The sequence below is a fragment of the Devosia sediminis genome (genome assembly GCF_016411825.1).
Classification (GTDB): Bacteria; Pseudomonadota; Alphaproteobacteria; order Rhizobiales; family Devosiaceae; genus Devosia; species Devosia sediminis.
The window spans coordinates 395523-414753 of sequence record NZ_JAEKMH010000004.1 but is presented as its reverse complement, the minus strand read 5'-3'; the positions used below and the strand labels follow the sequence as shown (position 1 = coordinate 414753).

General features: G+C 64.6%; 20 protein-coding genes. 6 read left to right on the top strand and 14 right to left on the bottom strand.

Annotated features, from left to right (window positions below; translation table 11 throughout):
- Positions 1–96: 96 nt before the first annotated feature.
- The 6 genes from leuC to htpX all read right to left on the bottom strand — a co-directional run bounded on the left by leuC (position 97) and on the right by htpX (position 8968).
- Entirely contained in the window at positions 97–1503 is a 1407-nt protein-coding gene (gene leuC / locus JEQ47_RS17735) for a 3-isopropylmalate dehydratase large subunit (RefSeq protein ID WP_198877747.1), read from the bottom strand.
- Between the two features lie 108 nt (positions 1504–1611).
- Complete coding sequence (locus JEQ47_RS17730) at positions 1612–2967, bottom strand: lipopolysaccharide biosynthesis protein (RefSeq protein WP_198877746.1); 1356 nt, start codon at positions 2965–2967, stop codon at positions 1612–1614.
- A 157-nt stretch (positions 2968–3124) separates the two neighbouring features.
- Positions 3125–4708, bottom strand: a complete 1584-nt coding sequence (gene purH / locus JEQ47_RS17725) for a bifunctional phosphoribosylaminoimidazolecarboxamide formyltransferase/IMP cyclohydrolase (protein ID WP_198877745.1) — start codon at positions 4706–4708, stop codon at positions 3125–3127.
- Between the two features lie 211 nt (positions 4709–4919).
- Positions 4920–6533, bottom strand: a complete 1614-nt coding sequence (locus JEQ47_RS21110; RefSeq protein WP_198877744.1) for a heparinase II/III family protein — start codon at positions 6531–6533, stop codon at positions 4920–4922.
- Between the two features lie 105 nt (positions 6534–6638).
- Positions 6639–7940, bottom strand: a complete 1302-nt coding sequence (locus tag JEQ47_RS17715) for an RsmB/NOP family class I SAM-dependent RNA methyltransferase (RefSeq protein ID WP_198877743.1) — start codon at positions 7938–7940, stop codon at positions 6639–6641.
- Positions 7941–7984: 44 nt separating this feature from the next.
- The gene (htpX, locus tag JEQ47_RS17710; protein ID WP_198877742.1) at positions 7985–8968 is read right to left on the bottom strand and encodes a zinc metalloprotease HtpX; all 984 of its coding nucleotides are present in this window, start codon (positions 8966–8968) and stop codon (positions 7985–7987) included.
- A gap of 93 nt (positions 8969–9061) precedes the next feature.
- On the opposite strand from htpX, the gene JEQ47_RS17705 reads away from it, so the two are divergent.
- Positions 9062–9277 carry a DUF1674 domain-containing protein gene (locus JEQ47_RS17705; protein WP_198877741.1) on the top strand — a complete coding sequence of 72 codons (216 nt, stop codon included), beginning with the start codon at positions 9062–9064 and terminating at the stop codon, positions 9275–9277.
- On the opposite strand, the gene JEQ47_RS17700 is transcribed toward JEQ47_RS17705, so the two are convergent.
- The 6 genes from JEQ47_RS17700 to ccmA form a co-directional block, all read right to left on the bottom strand.
- Complete coding sequence (locus JEQ47_RS17700) at positions 9274–9417, bottom strand: hypothetical protein (RefSeq protein ID WP_198877740.1); 144 nt, start codon at positions 9415–9417, stop codon at positions 9274–9276. The genes JEQ47_RS17705 and JEQ47_RS17700 overlap by 4 nt on opposite strands.
- Positions 9418–9486: 69 nt before the next feature.
- Positions 9487–10020, bottom strand: coding sequence for a DsbE family thiol:disulfide interchange protein (locus JEQ47_RS17695; protein ID WP_198877739.1), 534 nt, complete (start codon positions 10018–10020; stop codon positions 9487–9489).
- Complete coding sequence (ccmD, locus tag JEQ47_RS17690; RefSeq protein ID WP_210338041.1) at positions 10020–10166, bottom strand: heme exporter protein CcmD; 147 nt, start codon at positions 10164–10166, stop codon at positions 10020–10022. The genes JEQ47_RS17695 and ccmD overlap by 1 nt, the downstream gene beginning before the upstream one ends.
- A complete protein-coding gene (locus JEQ47_RS17685) occupies positions 10163–10924 on the bottom strand; it encodes a heme ABC transporter permease (RefSeq protein ID WP_236020934.1) in 762 nt (253 codons plus the stop codon). Before JEQ47_RS17685 ends, ccmD begins: the two co-directional genes overlap by 4 nt.
- 10 nt (positions 10925–10934) lie before the next feature.
- On the bottom strand, positions 10935–11600 hold the full coding sequence (ccmB, locus tag JEQ47_RS17680) for a heme exporter protein CcmB (protein ID WP_198877738.1): 666 nt from the start codon (positions 11598–11600) through the stop codon (positions 10935–10937).
- Complete coding sequence (ccmA, locus tag JEQ47_RS17675) at positions 11597–12223, bottom strand: heme ABC exporter ATP-binding protein CcmA (protein WP_198877737.1); 627 nt, start codon at positions 12221–12223, stop codon at positions 11597–11599. Before ccmA ends, ccmB begins: the two co-directional genes overlap by 4 nt.
- A gap of 151 nt (positions 12224–12374) precedes the next feature.
- On the opposite strand from ccmA, the gene acnA reads away from it, so the two are divergent.
- From acnA to JEQ47_RS17655, 4 genes are all read left to right on the top strand, one after another.
- Positions 12375–15131: an aconitate hydratase AcnA gene (gene acnA / locus JEQ47_RS17670; RefSeq protein WP_328769562.1), complete on the top strand. Its 2757-nt coding sequence runs from the start codon at positions 12375–12377 to the stop codon at positions 15129–15131.
- Positions 15132–15297: 166 nt separating this feature from the next.
- Positions 15298–16032: a DUF1223 domain-containing protein gene (locus JEQ47_RS17665; RefSeq protein WP_198877735.1), complete on the top strand. Its 735-nt coding sequence runs from the start codon at positions 15298–15300 to the stop codon at positions 16030–16032.
- Positions 16033–16322: 290 nt separating this feature from the next.
- Entirely contained in the window at positions 16323–16673 is a 351-nt protein-coding gene (locus JEQ47_RS17660) for a DUF2794 domain-containing protein (protein ID WP_236020960.1), read from the top strand.
- Positions 16670–17134: a GNAT family N-acetyltransferase gene (locus JEQ47_RS17655; RefSeq protein WP_198877734.1), complete on the top strand. Its 465-nt coding sequence runs from the start codon at positions 16670–16672 to the stop codon at positions 17132–17134. The genes JEQ47_RS17660 and JEQ47_RS17655 overlap by 4 nt, the downstream gene beginning before the upstream one ends.
- 1 nt (position 17135) lies before the next feature.
- Here the strand turns inward: JEQ47_RS17655 and JEQ47_RS17650 are convergent, their stop codons facing one another.
- Together JEQ47_RS17650 and JEQ47_RS17645 are read right to left on the bottom strand one after the other, a co-directional pair.
- Positions 17136–17633, bottom strand: coding sequence for a GNAT family N-acetyltransferase (locus JEQ47_RS17650; RefSeq protein WP_198877733.1), 498 nt, complete (start codon positions 17631–17633; stop codon positions 17136–17138).
- Positions 17634–17728: 95 nt separating this feature from the next.
- A complete protein-coding gene (locus JEQ47_RS17645; RefSeq protein ID WP_198877732.1) occupies positions 17729–18454 on the bottom strand; it encodes a Bax inhibitor-1/YccA family protein in 726 nt (241 codons plus the stop codon).
- A 197-nt stretch (positions 18455–18651) separates the two neighbouring features.
- Between JEQ47_RS17645 and thpR the strand changes: the two genes are divergently transcribed.
- Positions 18652–19191: an RNA 2',3'-cyclic phosphodiesterase gene (gene thpR, locus JEQ47_RS17640; protein ID WP_198877731.1), complete on the top strand. Its 540-nt coding sequence runs from the start codon at positions 18652–18654 to the stop codon at positions 19189–19191.
- Positions 19192–19231 lie beyond the last annotated feature (40 nt).

Here is a 19231-nt window from a genome sequence, read left to right as displayed (position 1 = left end):
TTGCCCGGCTTGTCCGGGCAATCCATCTCACCGACTTGCCAAAGAATGGATCACCCGGACAAGCCGGGTGATGACGAAGGATCAGGTATCAGCGTCTCACCGCCACTCGCGGATGTCGACGAAGTGGCCGGCAATGGCGGCGGCAGCGGCCATGGCGGGCGACACGAGATGGGTGCGGCCCTTGAAACCCTGGCGGCCCTCAAAGTTGCGGTTCGAGGTCGAGGCGCAGCGCTCGCCCGGCGCCAGCTTGTCGGGGTTCATGGCAAGGCACATGGAGCAGCCCGGTTCGCGCCATTCAAAGCCGGCATTCTTGAAGATGACGTCGAGGCCTTCTTCTTCGGCCTGAGCCTTCACGAGGCCCGAGCCCGGCACGATCATGGCCGAGACGTGGCTGGCGACCTTGCGATCGCCAATGACGGCGGCGGCAGCGCGCAGGTCTTCGATGCGGCCATTCGTGCAGGAGCCGACAAAGACGCGGTCGAGCTTGATGTCGGTGATCTTGGTGCCGGGCTTCAAACCCATGTAATCCAGGGCCCGCCACTTGGAAGCGCGCTTGGTCTCGTCGGCAATGTCATCGGGATTGGGGACGATGCCCTGCACCGAGATGACGTCCTCGGGCGAGGAGCCCCAGGAAACGATGGGCGGCAGCTTGGCTGCGTCGAGGATGACGACCTTGTCGTAATGGGCGCCTTCGTCGGTTTGCAGCGTCTTCCAGTAGTCGAGCGCCATGTCCCAGGCCGCACCCTTGGGCGCGCGCGGACGGTCCTTCACATAGGCAAAGGTGGTTTCGTCGGGGGCGATGAGGCCGGCGCGGGCGCCGCCTTCGATGGTCATGTTGCAGACCGTCATGCGGCCTTCCATCGACAGCGAGCGAATGGCTTCGCCGGCAAATTCGATGACGTGACCATTGCCGCCGGCCGTGCCGATTTCGCCGATAATGGCGAGGATGATGTCCTTGGCGGTGACGCCCGGCGGCAGCTGGCCGTCGACGCGCACCAGCATGTTCTTGGCCTTCTGCTGGATCAGCGTCTGGGTGGCCAGGACGTGTTCGACTTCGGAGGTGCCGATGCCGTGCGCCAAGGCGCCAAAGGCGCCGTGGGTCGAGGTATGCGAGTCGCCGCAGACAATGGTCATGCCGGGCAGGGTAAAGCCCTGTTCGGGGCCGACGATGTGGACGACGCCCTGACGCTTGTCGAAGGGGTCATAGTATTCGATGCCGAAATCGCGGGTGTTTTCGGCCAGAGCGGCGATCTGGATGGCGCTTTCCGGATCCGGATTGGGCAGCGAACGGTCGGTGGTGGGCACGTTGTGATCGACCACCGCCAGGGTGCGCTCGGGATGGCGCACCTTGCGGCCATTCATGCGCAGACCCTCGAAGGCCTGGGGGCTGGTCACTTCGTGTACCAGGTGCCGGTCGATATAGAGAAGGCTGGTGCCGTCGGGATTGTTCTGGACCAGATGGTCGTCCCAGATCTTGTCGTAGAGCGTGCGCGCCTTGGTCATAGCCATGTGTTCCGGGGCAGGAATGGATAATATTGGAGTGGTTCTAAGCCCAAGCCGGGGCAGGGGTCAAGCATAACCGTACTCACGGGTACGGCACCGGTGGCCCTCTCAGGTGGCGGGGGCGTCGGTCAGCCGGCGGACGGCAAAAAGGCCAATGAGGCTGGTGTCGAGTCCGATGCGATGGCGGCACCAAAGCGCAATGCCGAGCTGGGCGACGACGCGCGAGCCCATGTTGACGGCGGCGGCGCCCACCAGCCCCCAGACCGGAATGACGAGGATCTGCAGCAGAAAGCCCAGCGCCATGATGCCGCCGAATATGCCCACATAGGCCCGCTCGTGCCCGGTCATCATCATCACGATCTTGGAGGGGCCGGTTACGGCATCGAACAGGAGGCCGAAGGACAGCAGCATCAGGATCAGCCAGCCATCGGCATAGGACGGGCCGAAAAGGCCGAGGATTTCGGTACCGAACAGTCCGAAGCCCGCGAAGATGCCGAGGGAAAAGACAAATCCCGCCCAGGAACAAAGCGCCGTGATGGCCTGGGCCTTGCGCATATTGCCGGCATGGAAATGCTCGGCCACCATGGGGGCGATGACCAGTTCGATGGCAAAGGTAAAAAGCGTCATCAGTCCGGCGGTGCGGAAGGCGTTGAAATAAAGGCCCGAGCTCTCGAGGTCGAGCATGAGGCCGACGAGGATAACGTCGGCATTGAGCGTGAAGGTCTCGATCAGCGCCCCGAGCAGCAGCCACTTGCTGAGATTGCCCCAACGCTGCCAATGGGCGCGTATCGGAGCCAAAGCCGGCAGGATCACATAGCCGTGCCGTGTCGCCATCCACATCTGCAGCGCCAGTACGCCGAGCAGCAGGCCCGCCGCCAGCGTCAGCGCATCGGGGCCGCTGAGCACGATGCCGACGGCAAAGAGGGCCAGCACCAGCGCCGGCAGGGCCAGGCGCCAGAAAATGTCGCGCGGCAGCAGGGCCGTCCACAGCGAACCCTGGGCACGCAGGGCGGAAGAATTATATTCGGCCAGCGCCAGGGGCAGGATCAGGAAAGCGGCGCCGATGAAATGCATGGCGGTGACGCCGGGCACGAGAAAGGGCAGGGAGGCCAGCGTGCCAAAGCAGAGCAGGGCCGCGATCAGGAGGCTTGCCCCGATGGTAAGGCCCGATCCGGCCGCCAGGGCCTCGCTGGCGCCGGACGCATCACCCTTGCTGCGCCGTTCGGCCCAGAGCCGCAGGATGGCGAGGGGCTGACCGGAGCCGGCAAGAATGGCTAATACCGTTGCCAGCGACAGGCCAAAGGCAAAATGGCCGTATTCGTCCACGGTCTGGGTGCGCGAAAGCACTACATAGGTGAGATAGGTGAGCCCGGCGGTCGCGACCTTGATGCCCAGCGAACCCACGGAACGCAGCAGACCGGCCTGCAACAGGCCGCTGAGGTCGCTGGGTATGCTGATCCGCATCGTGTCGCCGTGTCCCTTGGCCCCGCACGGAGAGCGGTGCCGCCACGGCCACTATGCCATGTCCGCCCTTAGGAAGCTCTTACCTGCCTCCGGGGCGGTTAATGACATTTTCGTAAGGTTGGGGCTGCGGAAAACCACGGCCCCAACGCCAGTGCGATCAGTGCCGGAAATGGCGCATGCCGGTCATCACCATGGCAATGCCGGCGGCATCGGCGGCCGCGATCACCTCGTCGTCGCGCATCGAACCGCCTGGCTGGATGACGGCAGTGGCGCCGGCGGCGACCAGGGCTTCAAGCCCATCGGCAAAGGGGAAGAAGGCGTCCGAGGCGACCACCGACCCTTCTGTCAGCGCGCCTTCAAGTCCCGCCGCCTGCGCCGCGTCGATCGACTTGCGATGGGCGACGCGGGCCGAATCCACGCGGGACATCTGACCGGCGCCGATACCGGCCGTGGCGCCATCCTTGACATAGATGATGGCGTTGGACTTGACGTGCTTTGCCACCTTGGCGGCAAGCTTGAGGTCGACCAGTTCCTGCGCGGTGGGCTGGCGCTTGGTGACGACCTTGAGCTCGCAGTCGTCGACATTCTTGTTGTCGCGGCCCTGGACCAGGAGACCCCCGGCGACCGATTTGACCAGCATCCCTGCGGCCTTGGGATCGGCGAGGCCGCCGGTCAGCAGCAGGCGCAAGTTCTTCTTGGCGGCGATGATGTCCTGCGCTTCCGGTGTCGCCGAGGGCGCGACGATCACTTCGGTGAACACTTTGACGATCTCGGTGGCGGTTTCGGCGTCGATTTCCCGGTTGGTGGCGACGATGCCGCCAAAGGCCGAGACGGGGTCGGTGCGCAGCGCCTTGAGGTATGCCGTCTTCAAATCAGCGGCCACGGCGACGCCGCAGGGATTGGCGTGCTTGATAATGGCGACGGCAGCGGTTTCGGCCGGATCGAATTCCGAGACCAGTTCGAAGGCGGCGTCGGTATCGTTGATATTGTTGTAGGACAGGGTCTTGCCCTGCACTTGGCTGGCGGTGGCGACGCCCGGGCGGTTTTCGCCGGTCTTGTAGAAGGCGGCCCACTGATGCGGGTTTTCGCCATAGCGCATGACTTCGCTGAGCGTGCCGGCAAAGCTGCGATAATTCACGTCCTGGAAATCGATCTCGCGCGCGAACCAGCTCGAAATGGCGCTGTCATAGGCAGCGGTGCGGGCATAGGCCTTGGCAGCCAGGCGCTGGCGCAGCTCGAACGGAATGCCACCATTGCGGATGGCTTCGAGGATGGCCGGATAGTCGGCCGGGTCGACGACCACGGTCACAAAGGCATGATTCTTGGCCGCCGAGCGCACCATGGCCGGGCCGCCAATGTCGATATTCTCGATGATCTCATCGTAGGAAGCACCGGAGGCGACGGTCTTCTCGAACGGATAGAGGTTGACCACGACGAGATCGATCGGCCCGATCTCATGTTCATCCATGGAGGCCTGATGCTGGGGATTGTCGCGCACCGCAAGAAGGCCGCCATGCACCTTGGGATGGAGCGTCTTGACGCGGCCATCCATCATTTCGGGGAAGCCGGTGAGATCGGAAATGTCGCGGACGGGAAGCCCGGCTTCGCTGATGAGCTTGTGGGTGCCGCCGGTGGAGACCAGTTCGACCCCGGCTTCGGCCAGCCCGCGCGCGAAATCAGCCATGCCCGACTTGTCGAATACCGAAAGCAGTGCCCGCCCGACCGTTACCGTCTTGCCCATGGGATTTCGTCTCACCGTCAATGGAGGAATTTCGGGCGCTCGCTAGCACGAGATGGCGCAAAGGCCAATCCTTTTGCGCGGCGTCTGCGCGATGCTTCCCCCTTCGTCACCACCCGGCTTGACCGGGTGGTCCATGCGAACTCGCGGGAAGGTGGATTGCCCGGTCAAGCCGGGCAATGACGATGGGGCGAGAAAACCAGGCAGGCGCGCACTATTGCTGTTCGAGCGTAAAAATCCAGGCGATCTCGGTGCCGGCGGCGATATTGGTTTCGAGCACCAGTTGGCGCGTACGGTGGAAGCCGAGATAGGCGGACTGGCGGACGCTGTCTTCCTCGCGGCATTGCGCCCCTTCCCAGAGGAAGCTCCAGACTGCGCCATTGGGCAGCGTCAGGCGGACAATGCCCTCGCCGGCCGCGCGCCGGACGACGATGCCCGGGGCAAGGTGGAACCGCAGGGCAAGCAAGCCCTGCGGATCGCCGCCGGCAATGATCCTATCCTGGCCGACCAGCGTCGTGCCTTCCGAGAGGAGGGTCAGGCGACGTTCGACCTCGACCCCGAAGCGGCCGGAAAAACCGGCGCTGGTCATGGTCAGCATATGTTCGCCGGTGTCGAGGGCCAGCGGCTTTGGCTCCGCGAGGCGGCCGCGCTGCTGGGCCGCGCCCTCGGCATCGATGGTGGGCGAGGAATGGGCAACGGCCTGGCGGAACAGCTCCTGGCTGTCGGGGAGGTCGGATGGCGCCGGGCCACAGGAGCCGACGATGAGCTCGCTGCCATGAGAAAATTCGAATGCCAGGGCGCCGTCATGGGCCTCGGCGTCGAAGCCCGGTGGTGGGCGCAAGCCGCCATCGCCGATGACCACGGCCTCGCCCGCCCGGACCACACCATAGCCACCGAGGAGACGGGAGCGACGCGAGTTGGACGGGCCATTGGCCTGCACCGCCACCAGCACGTCATGCGGCACCTGTCCGCAGCCATTGAAATAGGCCGGCTCGCCGCTGGAAAGGGTGAGGGCGTCAAGCGCTTCGTGCATCCGGTCGATACGATTGGCCAGTTCGGCCATGGCGGGGCTGCCATGGCGGCCGACGGCGCGCCTGACGCTCGCCAATTCGACCAGCAGCGAGAGTTGCAGTTTCGGATTGCGCGACAGGTGCAGCCCATCGCGATCGAGCTGACGCCCCAGCAGCGCCTCGAGCCGTGTCACATGCGTATCGATGTCGGGCACGTCGCCGACATTGCACAATTCGGCGCCCAGCAGACCGATGGCGGCGAACAGGGCCTCTACCGAATCGGTGGCCAGGGCGCCGCGCACCTTGAGGCTCTGCACCTGGGTGGAAAGGCAGCGCTGAATGGTGCGGGTCTGGTCGGGCGTGGCGCCATCGAGCACCAGGGTCAGGTGCCGGAGCCAGTTGAGGACGCGCTGGGCGGTCAGCGTCAGGGTCCAGCTATCGGCTTCGAACTGGCCTTCGCGGCCGATCCAATCGAGCACCAGTGTCCGGGCAAAGAGCTTTTCGCCGGGGTCACGCACGTCGCGGAAATGGCGCAGCCAGGAAAAGCTATGAAGGTTGTTCCACCAGTCGGGATGGTTGACGTCGAGCGAAAAGGGCGAGGCGCCGCCGGTCTCGAAGAGTTTCGAGGCCAGCAGGTAGCGCCCCGACATCATCTCGCGCACAGCCTCGCGGTCGGCGGGGCGGAAGTCGGGCAGGTCGCCCGCATAGGCATTGTCGGTCTGGCCGCGCCAGGTCCAGCGCAGCAGCGGCATGGTCACGACCGAATCGGCCAGGCCCAACGCCATGCGGCGCCCGGCTGATACCAGCCGTTCGCTCACCGGAGAGCCTCCGCCCGCGCCGGGAGGAAGGCGCGCCTGTCGCCGCCACTTGATTGCACCCGTTCACCTCACGGACCCTGGAGTAGGTCCCGTATCTGTCGCCGTTTAGCCTGTTCGCCGGAATCGCGCCACGAAGAACCCATCCATACCCGCATTTCCTTCACCCGGCGTTATCGCCGGATGCGTGCGGACAAAGCCCTTGGGGGTCACGGCGCCATCGAGACCGGGCAGTTCGGCTGACTTGACCGGCGACAGCGTCAGGCCGGGCAGGGCGTCCAGCGCCCAGGCCACCTGGTCCTCGCCTTCCGCCGCCTCGAGCGAACAAACGCAATAGATCAGCGTGCCGTTCGGTACGAGGCACCGATAGGCATTGGCCAAGAGCGCCCGCTGCAGCCGAACCCGCCCGGCTATGTCGCCGGCACTGCGGCTCCAGAGCACTTCGGGGTGGCGGCGGAACGTGCCGGTGGCCGAGCAGGGGGCGTCCAGCAGGACGCCGTCGAATGGCGTTGCCGGATCAAAGGTGGCCGCATCGGCTTCCACAACCCTGGGCGCATAGCCAAGGCGCGCCATGTTGGCGTTAAGGCGTTCGAGCCGACTGCCGTCGCTGTCGAGTGCCGTCACCTTGTAGCCGGCCTTGATCAATTGCGCGGTCTTGCCGCCGGGCGCGGCGCAGAGATCGAGCACGGCGCTGCCGGCGGGGAGGCCCAGGAGGCGCGCTGGCAAGGCCGATGCCGCATCCTGCACCCACCAGCGGCCATCATCATAGCCGGGCAGGGCCTCCACCGGCCGGTCGCGGCTTTCGAGCCGCACCGTATCGGCCAGGAGGCGCTCACCGCCCAGGGCGGTGACGAGGTCGGCGTCTTCATCGCGCAGCGTCAGGTCGAGCGGCGCGCCGTCGACCAGAGCTTCGGCAAAGCGCAACACGGCCTCGGGCCCGTAGGCGGCGGTCCAGCCGAGCGCCAGGGTCTGGGGCAGCAGCAGGGCCTCGTCCATCAGGCCGTAGCGGGCCGAATTGGCCTGGGCCCGGCGCAGGACGGCATTCATCAGGCCAGACAAGTGCCTGGCCTTGGGATCGCGCTTGATGGCTTCGACGGCCAGGAACAGGGCGCTATGGGCGCCAAGATCGGGCAGAAAGACCAATTGCGCCAGCGACAGCCGCAGCACGGCTTCAAACGTGCCCGATTTGGCCGGCATGCCCTTTTCGAGCAGATCGGCCAGCATGGCATTGATCTGGCCCTGTCGGCGCAGCGCGGTGGTGATCAGCCGATTGGCAAGGGCACGATCCCGCCCGTCAGCCAGCTCGGTGGGGCCGAGCGGAGCAAAATGTTCGCCGGCCAGAACGGCCTTGAGCCGCTGGGCAGCGGCAAGGCGGAGTTTCAGCCCCGCCGGTTCGGTGCGTTGCGCCAATTCAACAACTCAGTCTGCGGCACGCCGGCCGGTGCGGCGCGTGCCTATCCCCAGGGCCCGCGGACATTCCCGTCATCTTCGGTGCGTCCTGCGGTGGGCACACGCCAGCCGCCGCCGCTGTCGCGACCGCTCGAAGCGGGGCGTGGGCGGGGCTGGGGCCCGCGCCCCTTATCGTCCACGCTCATCTCCGCGGCAAGCCTTTGCAGGGCCTGGATGCGGTTGCCGGTATCGGGATGGGTGGAAAAAAGGTTGTCCATGCGCTGACCGGAAAGCGGATTGACGATGTACATATGCGCCATGGCCGGGTTGCGCTCGGCCGCCACATTGACCTGCCGTCCGGCAAGGGTGGCGATCTTGTTGAGCGCCGAGGCCAGCGCCAGCGGGTCGCCCGAGATTTCGGCGCCGTCCTTGTCGGCCTCGTATTCGCGCGTCCGGCTCACCGCCATCTGCACCATCATGGCGGCGATGGGGGCGAGAAACACCATGAGGAGCGCGCCGACGCCGCCCAGCGGATTGTCGCGATTATTGCCGCCGCCGAAGAACAGGCCGAACTGCGCCAGGGCCGAAATGGCACCGGCGAGCGTTGCGGTCACAGTCATGGTGAGGGTGTCGCGGTTCTTGATATGGGCCAGTTCATGGGCGACCACGCCGGCGACTTCGCGGGTCTCGAGCTGGCGCAGCAGGCCCGACGACACGGCCACGGCAGCGTTTTTCGGATCGCGGCCGGTGGCAAAGGCGTTGGGCTGGTCGGTCTCGATCACATAGACGGCCGGGGTGGGCAGGCCGGCGCGCTGGGCGAGGGTGTCGACCATGTCATAGAGTTCGGGGGCCCTGGAGCGCTCCACCGGGACGGCGTTCTGCATGCGCAGCACCATCTTGTCCGAATTCCAGTAGGCAAAGACATTGGTCGCCGCAGCGAAGAGGAAGGCGATCATCATGCCGCTGGTGCCGCCGATGAAATAGCCCACCGCCATGAACAGCGCCGTCATCCCGGCCAGGAGGACGAAGGTGCGGAAAGCATTGAACATTGTCGAACCCCTTGGGTTGGATCTCATGGCCAACTATGTTGTGTGCATCGAGGTTCCGCGCAAGCGGCGCGACAAAACGTAATGGGACCAGCGATGGCAGACGACACCACCCCACCCGAGACAACTGAAGCGGCTGAGCCAAAAATCCTCTCCCCCGCGGCGCAGCGGGCGCTGGCCGAGGCGGAAGCGCGGCGGCAGGCGATCGATGAAGCGACGGCGATGGCGCCCAAGGAGAAGGGTGGTCGCGGCGGGCTCGAGCCGGGCCGCTATGGCGACTGGGAGATCAAGGGTCTCACCAGCGATTTCTAGCCGGGGAAGAAGTCGGTGATGTTGTAGCCGGCGGCCGAAACCGCAAACGTCGTCGCGACGGTGATGATCGAGGCAACCAGCGCATATTCGATCAGGGTGATCAGCCGCTGCTGGCGCAAATGAGAAAAAACGCGACGCACGCTACACTCTTCCACTTCTGAAGACGGCGTCACCTTGCCGCAAACTAGATGAACACAAGCTGAATGCGGTCAGCTTTTCAACCCGTTAAGTGCCGGGAGCAGTTCACTTTCAATGGCCTGGGGCGTCAGCGGGCCGACATGCTTGTAGACGATGACGCCATCGGCATCGACGAGGAAGGTCTCGGGCACGCCATAGACACCCCAGTCGATGGAGACGCGACGGTCGCGGTCGGCGCCCACCGCGTCATAGGGATTGCCCAGTTCCGCAAGGAAGGCCACGGCGTTTTCCGGGGCATCGGAATGGTTGATGCCGAACATGCGTATGCCGGTTTCGGCTTTCAGCGCCTCGAGCAGCGGATGTTCGTCCCGGCAGGGAATGCACCAGGACGCAAAGACGTTGACCAGGGTCGGCTCGCCCCGGAGATCGGCCGCGGCAAAGCCGGGCGTCGCGAGCCCTTCCACCGGCGCCAGCGAAAATTCGGGCGCGGGCCGATCGATCAATACCGACCGCACCAGGCTCGAATCGCGGTCGATGGACGTGGCGAAGATGGCGACGAGGCCCACGAGCAGGATCAGCGGCAAGGCGAAGAACAGGTAGCGCATCAGTCGCGCTTGTCCCCGAGTTCGGCAAGGCGCGCCTTTACCCGCCTCGCATCATAGGCGACCCAGCCGATGAGCAGCGCGAGGCCGATGAACACGCCGGCATAGGCAGCGGTGATGAACTGGGCATGCTGGCCGAGATCGATCATGCGCCGGCTCCCCGCGCGGCCTTGCGTTCCAGCGTCATCACCCGGCGGCGGCGCACCTCGGTATGCATGGCCACGAGCTGCAGCGTGATGAAAAGGAAGGTGAAGGCAAAGAACATGACGAAAAGCGGCGTCAGGATGGAGCCGGGCATTGTCGGGCCATCGGGCCGGAAGACGCTGGCCGGTTGGTGCAAGGTCGACCACCAGTCCACTGAGAATTTGATGATCGGCACGTTGATGGCACCCACCAGGGTAAAGATGGCCACGACGCGGGCGGCGCGCAATTGGTCGTCAAAGGCACGCCACAGCGCCACGATGCCGAGATAAATGAAGAGGAGGATCAGGGTCGAGGTCATGCGGCCGTCCCATTCCCAGAACGTGCCCCAGGTGGGCCGGCCCCACATCGAGCCGGTAAAGAGCGCCATGGCGGTGAAGACGGCGCCCAGCGGCGCGGCCGCCTTCATCGACACGTCGGCCATCGGGTGGCGCCAGACCAGCGTGCCGATGGCCGAGACGGCCATGGCGCCATAGACGAACTGGCTGAGCCAGGCGGTGGGCACGTGCACATACATGATGCGCACCGTGTCACCCATCTGGTAATCGGCCGGGGAATTGAAGAATGCGAACCACAGGCCAAGCGCGAAAAGGGCCGCCGTGACGGCCACCAGCGGCCAGATCAGCGGCCGCGTCCAGTTCACGAACTGGCCGGGATGGGCCAGCCGGTTCCACCAGCTCATTTTGGGCGTGTCGTCTATGCTCATGGCGCGCGCTCTACTCTTCTCCCCAGTCTATCGCAAGGCCCGCCGCAAAGGGAGAGAGGGCCAGGGCCATGAGACTGAGTGCCGCAAGGAACAGCATGGCGGCGCTGGCTTGGTCCGGGCCGCCAAGGGGGGAAATGGCGCCCACCCCGAAGATCAGCACCGGGACCGAGAGCGGCGCGATGAGGATGGGTGCGAGCAGGCCTCCCCGCCTTATGGCCACGGTCACCGCCGCCCCGAAGGTGCCGAAAGCGGCCAGCGCCGGGGTGCCGAGCAGCAGCGAGGCGAGCGTGCGCCAATAGGTGTCCATGTCCATGGCCAGGATCAGCGCCAGAAAAGGCGAGGCCACGATCAGCGGCAGGGCCGCGGTCAGCCAGTGGGCGATCACTTTTGCGGCAACCATGCCCGGCAGCGACAGGTCGGCGAGCCTGTAGAGCGCCAGCGTCCCCTCGTCGCGGTCGGGCCGGAAGAGCTTGTCGAGGCCGAGCAGCATGGCGAGGAAGGCGGCGATCCAGATGACGCCGGGCGCGATGCGGGCGAGGAGCTCACGGTCGGGTCCCACCGCAAAAGGCACGATGGCCCCGACAATGACGAAGAACAGCACCAGCGTGAGGATATCGCCGCCTCCCGCCAGAGCCAGGCGCAGGTCCCGTCGCAGCACACCGAGAAAGCCGGTCATGCCGCCACCCCCAGCGTCAGGGTGCGCAGGCGCTCGACGGCAATCGCGTCATGGGTGGCGATGATGGCAATACCCCCGGCGTCGAGATGGGCATCGAGCAGCGCTTCCAGCAGCGCCTGGCCGTCGGCATCGAGGGCGGCGCTGGGTTCGTCCAGCAGCCAGACCGGGCGCCGGGATACGAGAAGCCGCGCCAGCACGAGGCGCCGCTGCTGGCCGGCCGACAGGTAGCCGGCGTCGAGGCCGGCAATGCGCGCGAGACCGACACGGTCAAGTGCGGCTGCCGCGTCGATGCCGTTTCGCCCATTGATGTCGGCCCAAAAATCGAGCGTCTGGCGCACGGTGAGCCGCGCCCGCACGGCATTGCGATGGCCGCAATGGTGGATGGCAGGGCCGTCATCGGGATCGTGGCCGACGAGGGCGATCTGGCCGGCAAGGGGCTGCAGGAGCCCGGCCAGGGTCAGCAGCAGGGTCGACTTGCCCGCGCCATTGGGGCCGCGCAGCAGGAGGCCGCTGCCTGATGGCACGGTGAAACTCAGGTCTGTGGCCAGCGCGGTCTCGCCATAGCCACAGGCAAGGCCCTGTGCCTCCAGACTTAATCGAAGTTGGGCCTGCCCTCTTGTCATGACCCCATCTCGTATTGGACCCATGGTGGAACTGGCAAGGGCTCTGGTGATTGACTATAACGAACTGGCTTAGAGTCATTCCAGAAAAGCGCGGATTTTCTCAGGCCCCAAGCCCCGGGAAGCCGCGTCAAAGCAGCAAGAAGGGCGGAGCATCGTGACCTCCATTGACAGCTTCAAGTCGAAGTCGACCCTCGTGGTCGGCGACAAGACCTATACCTATTATTCCATTCTCGAGGCCGAGAAGAACGGCCTTGCGGGGGTGTCGAAACTGCCCGGCTCGATGAAGGTCGTGCTTGAGAACCTGCTGCGCTTCGAAGACAACCGCACGGTCAAGAAGGAAGACATCCAGGCCATTGCCGACTGGCTGGTGACACGCACATCCGAATACGAGATCCAGTACCGTCCGGCCCGCGTGCTGATGCAGGATTTCACCGGCGTGCCGGCCGTGGTGGATCTTGCCGCCATGCGCGACGCCACCGCCAAGCTCGGCGCCGATCCGCAGAAGATCAATCCGCTCGTGCCCGTCGATCTCGTCATCGACCACTCGGTCATGGTCGACAGCTTCGGCACGCCCATGGCCTTTGCGCAGAATGTGGAGCTCGAATACGAGCGCAATGGCGAGCGCTACGAATTCCTGCGCTGGGGCCAGTCGGCCTTCGACAATTTCCGCGTCGTGCCGCCGGGCACCGGCATCTGCCACCAGGTCAATCTCGAATATCTGGCCCAGACCGTCTGGACCCGCGAGGAGAATGGCGAGATCGTCGCCTATCCCGATACGCTTGTGGGCACCGACTCGCATACGACCATGGTCAATGGCCTCGCCGTGCTCGGCTGGGGCGTGGGCGGCATCGAGGCCGAGGCCGCCATGCTGGGCCAGCCCATCACCATGCTGATCCCCGAAGTCGTGGGCTTCAAGCTCACCGGCAAGATCAACGAGGGCATCACCGCCACCGACCTCGTGCTGACCGTCACCGAAATGCTGCGCAAGAAGGGCGTGGTCGGCAAGTTCGTCGAATTCTACGGGCCGGGCCTCGATTATCTCAGCCTCGAGGACCAGGCGACGATCGGCAACATGGCGCCCGAATATGGCGCCACATGCGGCTTTTTTCCTGTCGATGCCGATACGCTCAAATATCTCTCGACCACCGGCCGCGATCCTGACCGGGTGGCGCTGGTCGAGGCCTATTCGAAGGCCCAGGGCATGTTCCGCACCACCGACACGCCCGACCCGGTCTTTACGGTCACGCTCGAACTCGACCTCTCGACGGTCGTGCCGTCGCTCTCGGGTCCGAAGCGCCCACAGGATCGCGTGGCCCTGAAGGATGTCACCTCGGCCTTTGCCGAGGCACTGCCGGAACTCAGCGGCGGGCGCATCGAGCGGACCAAGCTTCCCGCCGACAAGCAGGAAAGCCGCTATGTCTATGAAGGCGCCAATGGCGTCCATGACATTCCCGAGGAGGCCGCTTTTCCGGTCCAGGGCACCGATTATGGCATTACCGATGGCTCGGTTGTGATCGCCGCCATCACCTCCTGCACCAATACGTCCAACCCATCGGTGCTGGTCGCGGCCGGCCTTGTGGCCCGCAAGGCGCGGGCGCTGGGGCTCACGTCGAAACCCTGGGTCAAGACCTCGCTGGCCCCCGGCTCGCAGGTGGTGACTGATTACCTCACTGCAGCGGGGTTGCAGGAAGACCTCGACGCCATCGGCTTCAACCTTGTCGGCTATGGCTGCACCACCTGCATCGGCAATTCGGGGCCTTTGCCGCAGGCCATTTCCGACACGATCAACGAGAACAAGTTGGTGGCCGCCTCGGTGCTGTCGGGCAACCGCAATTTCGAGGGCCGCGTGAACCCCGACGTGCGGGCCAATTACCTGGCCTCGCCGCCGCTGGTCGTCGCCTATGCGCTGCTCGGCACGCTCAATGTGGACATCACCACCCAGCCCATCGGCACCGGCTCGAACGGCCAGCCTGTTTACTTGAAGGATATCTGGCCCACCAACCAGGAGATCGCCGAGATCGTGCGCCAGCATGTTCATGCCGACATGTTCCGCGCGCGCTATTCCGACGTCTTCAAGGGCGACCAGCACTGGCAGGCCATCGCCGTCGAAGGTGGGGAGACCTATGGCTGGAATTCCGCGTCCACCTATGTGCAGAACCCGCCCTATTTCGAGGACCTGACCATAGAACCCAAGCCGGTGACCGATGTCGTGTCGGCCCGGGTGCTGGCGCTGTTCCTCGATAGCATCACCACCGACCACATCTCGCCGGCCGGCTCGTTCAAGGCCGGCACGCCGGCGGGCAAATACCTGACCGAGCGCCAGGTGGCGCCCAGGGACTTCAATTCCTATGGTGCCCGCCGCGGCAATCACGAGGTGATGATGCGCGGGACCTTCGCCAATATCCGCATCAAGAACATGATGCTCGATGGCGTCGAGGGCGGTTTCACCAAGGGCCCGGATGGATCGCAGATGCCGATCTACGATGCGGCCATGGCCTATCAAGAGGCCGGTACGCCGCTGGTGATCTTTGCCGGCAAGGAATACGGCACCGGCTCGTCGCGTGACTGGGCGGCCAAGGGCACCAACCTCCTCGGCGTCAAGGCGGTCATCGCCCAGAGCTTCGAGCGTATCCACCGGTCCAATCTCGTGGGCATGGGCGTCGTCCCGCTGCAGTTCAAGGAAGGCGAAAGCTGGCAAAGCCTGGGGCTCGATGGCACCGAGACCGTCGATATCGCAGGGATTGCCAATCTCGAGCCGCGCGCCACCGTGGTCGTGAAGATCACGCGGGCCAATGGCGAGGTGCTCGACGTCGAAACCCGCTGCCGCATCGATACGGCCAACGAACTCGACTATTTCAACAATGGCGGCATCCTGCACTATGTGCTGCGCAGCCTTGTCGCTGCGTAAGCGCTACTTACATTTCCTGAAAACCCAAAGCGGCGGTCCCATCCGGGGCCGCCGTTTTTGGTCGTGCGTCAGGTGTCGCCGCTCGGCCACGCCGCCCATGGTATTCCGTGACTCTCACCCGCTTTTGACTAGGCAATCTTTGTGGCCTGCGCTTACAAAGACGCCCATGCTTTTTCGTCCTTTCTCCGCCCTCATTGCTGGCGCGCTGTTCGGGCTCACCCTGGCGGGCGGGGCCCAGGCCGACAATATTTCGCGCCCCAAGGCGGTGGTTGAGCTGTTCACCAGCCAGGGCTGCGCCTCCTGCCCACCGGCCGACGCGCTGCTGACCAGCCTTGCCGAGCAGGGCGATGTGGTGGCACTCGCGTATCATGTCGATTATTGGGACTATATCGGCTGGGAAGACACTTTCGGCAGCAAGGGCTTTTCCGACCTGCAACGGGGCTATGCGCGCAACTGGGGCTCCTCGCGCATCTTCACCCCGCAAATGGTGATCAACGGTGCCGAGGGCGTGGTCGGCTCCAAGCGCGCCAAGGTGCAGGCGGCCCTCGCCAATGCGGAGCTGCCGCTCTACGTGTCGCTCTCAGTGCAGGGCGACATGCTCAAGCTCGACGTGCCGGCCAATGCCGCCCTGCAAGACGCCACCATTTACCTGGTGCGCTATCTCGACCGCGCCGATGTCGCCATCGAAAAGGGCGAGAACGCCGGCAAGTCCATGGTCTATACGCAGGTCGTCGTGGACCGGCAGATCGTGGGCATGTGGGAAGCTTCCGCCGGCGCCGAGGTCAAGCTGCCGCTCGAAAAGTTCGCGCCCAGCGCCGCGGGTGGCGTCGCTATCCTGATCCAGCAAGAGCGCGACGGCCTGCCCGGGCCGATCCTTGGCGCCGCCACCTACGCCTTCTAGCCAAAAAAATACCCGCTTCAGGAGGGAAGCGGGCGAATGACTTTGGGTCTCTTCAGATAGGGGGTGGCCGGCAGGCGCGCTTTCGGTTTGGGGGCTCGGATCGCCCGCCTGCCGGCCACTGGAGGCAATGGTTGAACAGTGCCGGGTCAATGGGGCGCGTTCGGGGACAAATCGTGGCCGAAATGGGGAATTTCGCGCAGGCTTGCCAAGGCCGCAGAATGCGCCGATCATGACCGTGATGTGACAGGGTAGAGCGCGTGCAGGGTCCCCCAGACGAGAGCCGAACCAATCTGGCGCTGGTACATGTGGGCGAGCCCGCAAACCAGCCGAACCGCCCCGTGCAGCCGATTGTCGCCTTCGATCGCCGCGAGCTGATGCAGATCCTCGCCGTCTATGGCCGCAAGGTCGGGACCGGCGAGTGGCGCGACTACGCCCTGGATTTCCTCAAGGATCGGGCGCTTTTCTCCATTTATGCCCGCGTGTCCGAGCGGCCGCTCTATGTGGTCGAGAAGAACCCGAAACTGCGCAATCGCCAGGGCCAGTACATGGTCACCAATCAGCAGGGGCGTATCCTGAAGCGTGGCCATGATCTGGCGCAGGTGCTGCGTGTGCTCGATCCCGATCTGATGGTGGTCGGGTGAGCCTCCACGTGCGTCCGGCCCGTCCCGCTGACGCCGCCGCCATGAGTGCGGTGCTGATCGCCTCGATCACCGAACTCTGCCATGCCGACCATGGTGACGATCCCGCACGGATCGCCGAATGGACGGCAAACAAGACGCCGGCGGGCGTCTCCGCCATGCTGGAGCGGAGTGGATTCTATCTCTTCGTCGCCGAGCTCGACGAGCAGGTTGCGGCGGTGGGGGCGACTACGGCGGACGGTGAAATTGCCCTCAACTATGTGGCTCCGGCGGCCCGGTTCCGCGGCGTCAGCAAGGCGCTTCTCACTCATCTCGAAGCCGATCTCGTCGCGCGCGGTTTTGCCACGGGACGGCTCAAGGCCACGGCGACGGCACGCCGGTTCTACCTGGCGCAGGGCTGGGCCGGCGATGCCATGCCCGATGGCAGGATGGCCTGTTCGGCCATGCATAAGCCGCTGATCTGAGCTAGAGCGCCTTTTGCAGGTGCACGATATCGTGCCAGCGGTCGAATTTGAGACCCACTGCCTTGTAGTAGCCGACGCGCTCGAAGCCGAACTTTTCGTGGATGGCGATGGAATTGGCGGTGTCGGCGGTGATCACGGCCAGCATCTGCTTGAAGCCGAAGGCCTTGGACTGGATCAGGAGTTCGGTCAGCAGCGCCTTGCCCAGGCCCTTCCCGGTTTCGGCCGGGTCGAGATAGATCGAATCCTCGCAGGTGAAGCGATAGGCGGCGCGGGGGCGATAAAAGCTCGCATACGCATAGCCCACGACCCTGCCCTGGCGCTCGGCGATGATCACCGGATGGCCGAGCTTCTTGAGGCCCGCATATTTTTCTGCAATCGCTTCCTCGCCCGGCGCTTCGGTATCGAAGGTGATGGCGCTGTGCTCGACATAGTGCCGATAGATCGTGGTGATGGCCGGGATATCGGACCAGGAAAAAGCGCGGAGAAGCGTGTCGGACATGGCTGCACACATAAAAAGACCGCAGCCCTTTTAGGCTGCGGTCCCTGAAGTCGTCCAACCAAATTCCTTGATCATGCGATCAAGGATATCGGTACTTACTCGCGATTGCCGAACAGGCGGAGCAGCATCATGAACAGGTTGATGAAGTCGAGGTAGAGCGAGAGCGCGCCCATGATGGCATTCTTGGCCATCACGTCGGCACCGTAATGCTCGGAGTAGCTTTCCTTGATCTTCTGGGTGTCATAGGCAGTGAGACCGGTGAAGATCAGCACGCCGATGACCGAGATCGCGAAGTCCAGCATGGTCGAGCCCATGAAGATGTTCACGATCGAGGCGATGATGATGCCGATCAGGCCCATCATCAGGAAGTTGCCCATGCCGGTCAGGTCACGCTTGGTGGTGTAGCCGTAAAGGCTCATCGCGCCGAACGTAGCGGCGGTGATGAAGAACACCTTGGCGATAGAAGCGCCGGTATAGACCAGGAAGATTGACGAGAGCGACAGGCCCATCACGGCCGCGAAGGCCCAGAACACGGCCTGGGCAGCGCCCACGGAAAGCTTGTTGATGCCGAAGCTCAGCACCAGCACGAAGGCCAGCGGCGACAGCATGATCACCCAGGCGAGCGGGCTGGCATAGAGCAGCTCGGCATTGGCCTGGCTGGACATGGCCCACTGGCTGGTGAAATAGGCAACAAGGCCGGTGACCACGAGGCCCAGGCCCATATAATTGTAGACGCGCAGCATATAGCTGCGAAGACCTTCGTCGATGGCTACGGCCGAGCCGGCCCGCGCACCGAGGGTCTGACGGTCATATTCAGCCATTTTCAGGTTCCCTTTCCCAAAAAACGTGAGGCGGTTTTCTCACCGCAGGGGGCATTTGGCATTGCCACTTGCCGAGGAATATGGGGACGCCACAGAGGATTGACAAGGATATTCGGTCCCCTGCGACACATGGACTGGCCGGATAAAGCGTTTGTGTTACGGTCGGGGCGACGAATCGACCGCCAGGGAGGCTCATCATGCCCCGGCTTTTTACCGGCCTCGAAATCCCCGCCGATGTGGGATTTGCCCTTTCGCTCAAGCGCGGCGGCCTCGCCGGCGCCCGCTGGATCGATCCCGAGAACTACCACATTACCCTCAGATTTATCGGCGATGTCGATGGTCACGTTGCCGATGACGTGGCCGACAGCCTCGATCGGCTGTCCAATTCGCTGCAATTCCCCATTCGCCTGACCCATCTGGGCAGTTTTGGCGGCGACAAGCCGCGCGCGCTTTATGCCGGGGTCGAGCCCTCCGAGGCGCTAACCCGCCTGCAGGCGGCGCAGGAGCGGATGCTGCAAAAGGCGGGCCTGGCGCCGGAGGGCCGCAAGTTCGTGCCCCATGTTTCGCTGGCCCGGCTGCGCGGCACCTCTGCGGAAGACCTTGCCCGGTTCATGGCCGAGGCGGCGCGGTTCGAGCCGCTGAGCTTCGCGCCCGCCCGCTTCGTCCTTTATTCGAGCCGGGATTCGATCGGCGGCGGCCCCTATCTCGTGGAACAGTCCTATCCCCTGGCGGCGTGACGCCGTCCAGCTGGCAGCCTGAGCGACGCCGGGAGATCAC

Excerpts from the sequence above, each read along its gene's own strand:
- leuC (WP_198877747.1), bottom strand. The coding sequence starts at position 1,503 with ATGACCAAGGCGCGCACGCTCTACGACAAGATCTGGGACGACCATCTG.
- JEQ47_RS17730 (WP_198877746.1), bottom strand. The coding sequence starts at position 2,967 with ATGCGGATCAGCATACCCAGCGACCTCAGCGGCCTGTTGCAGGCCGGT.
- purH (WP_198877745.1), bottom strand. The coding sequence starts at position 4,708 with ATGGGCAAGACGGTAACGGTCGGGCGGGCACTGCTTTCGGTATTCGAC.
- htpX (WP_198877742.1), bottom strand. The coding sequence starts at position 8,968 with ATGTTCAATGCTTTCCGCACCTTCGTCCTCCTGGCCGGGATGACGGCG.
- JEQ47_RS17705 (WP_198877741.1), top strand. The coding sequence starts at position 9,062 with ATGGCAGACGACACCACCCCACCCGAGACAACTGAAGCGGCTGAGCCA.
- JEQ47_RS17695 (WP_198877739.1), bottom strand. The coding sequence starts at position 10,020 with ATGCGCTACCTGTTCTTCGCCTTGCCGCTGATCCTGCTCGTGGGCCTC.
- ccmD (WP_210338041.1), bottom strand. The coding sequence starts at position 10,166 with ATGATCGATCTCGGCCAGCATGCCCAGTTCATCACCGCTGCCTATGCC.
- JEQ47_RS17685 (WP_236020934.1), bottom strand. The coding sequence starts at position 10,924 with ATGAGCATAGACGACACGCCCAAAATGAGCTGGTGGAACCGGCTGGCC.
- ccmB (WP_198877738.1), bottom strand. The coding sequence starts at position 11,600 with ATGACCGGCTTTCTCGGTGTGCTGCGACGGGACCTGCGCCTGGCTCTG.
- ccmA (WP_198877737.1), bottom strand. The coding sequence starts at position 12,223 with ATGACAAGAGGGCAGGCCCAACTTCGATTAAGTCTGGAGGCACAGGGC.
- JEQ47_RS17665 (WP_198877735.1), top strand. The coding sequence starts at position 15,298 with ATGCTTTTTCGTCCTTTCTCCGCCCTCATTGCTGGCGCGCTGTTCGGG.
- JEQ47_RS17650 (WP_198877733.1), bottom strand. The coding sequence starts at position 17,633 with ATGTCCGACACGCTTCTCCGCGCTTTTTCCTGGTCCGATATCCCGGCC.
- JEQ47_RS17645 (WP_198877732.1), bottom strand. The coding sequence starts at position 18,454 with ATGGCTGAATATGACCGTCAGACCCTCGGTGCGCGGGCCGGCTCGGCC.
- thpR (WP_198877731.1), top strand. The coding sequence starts at position 18,652 with ATGCCCCGGCTTTTTACCGGCCTCGAAATCCCCGCCGATGTGGGATTT.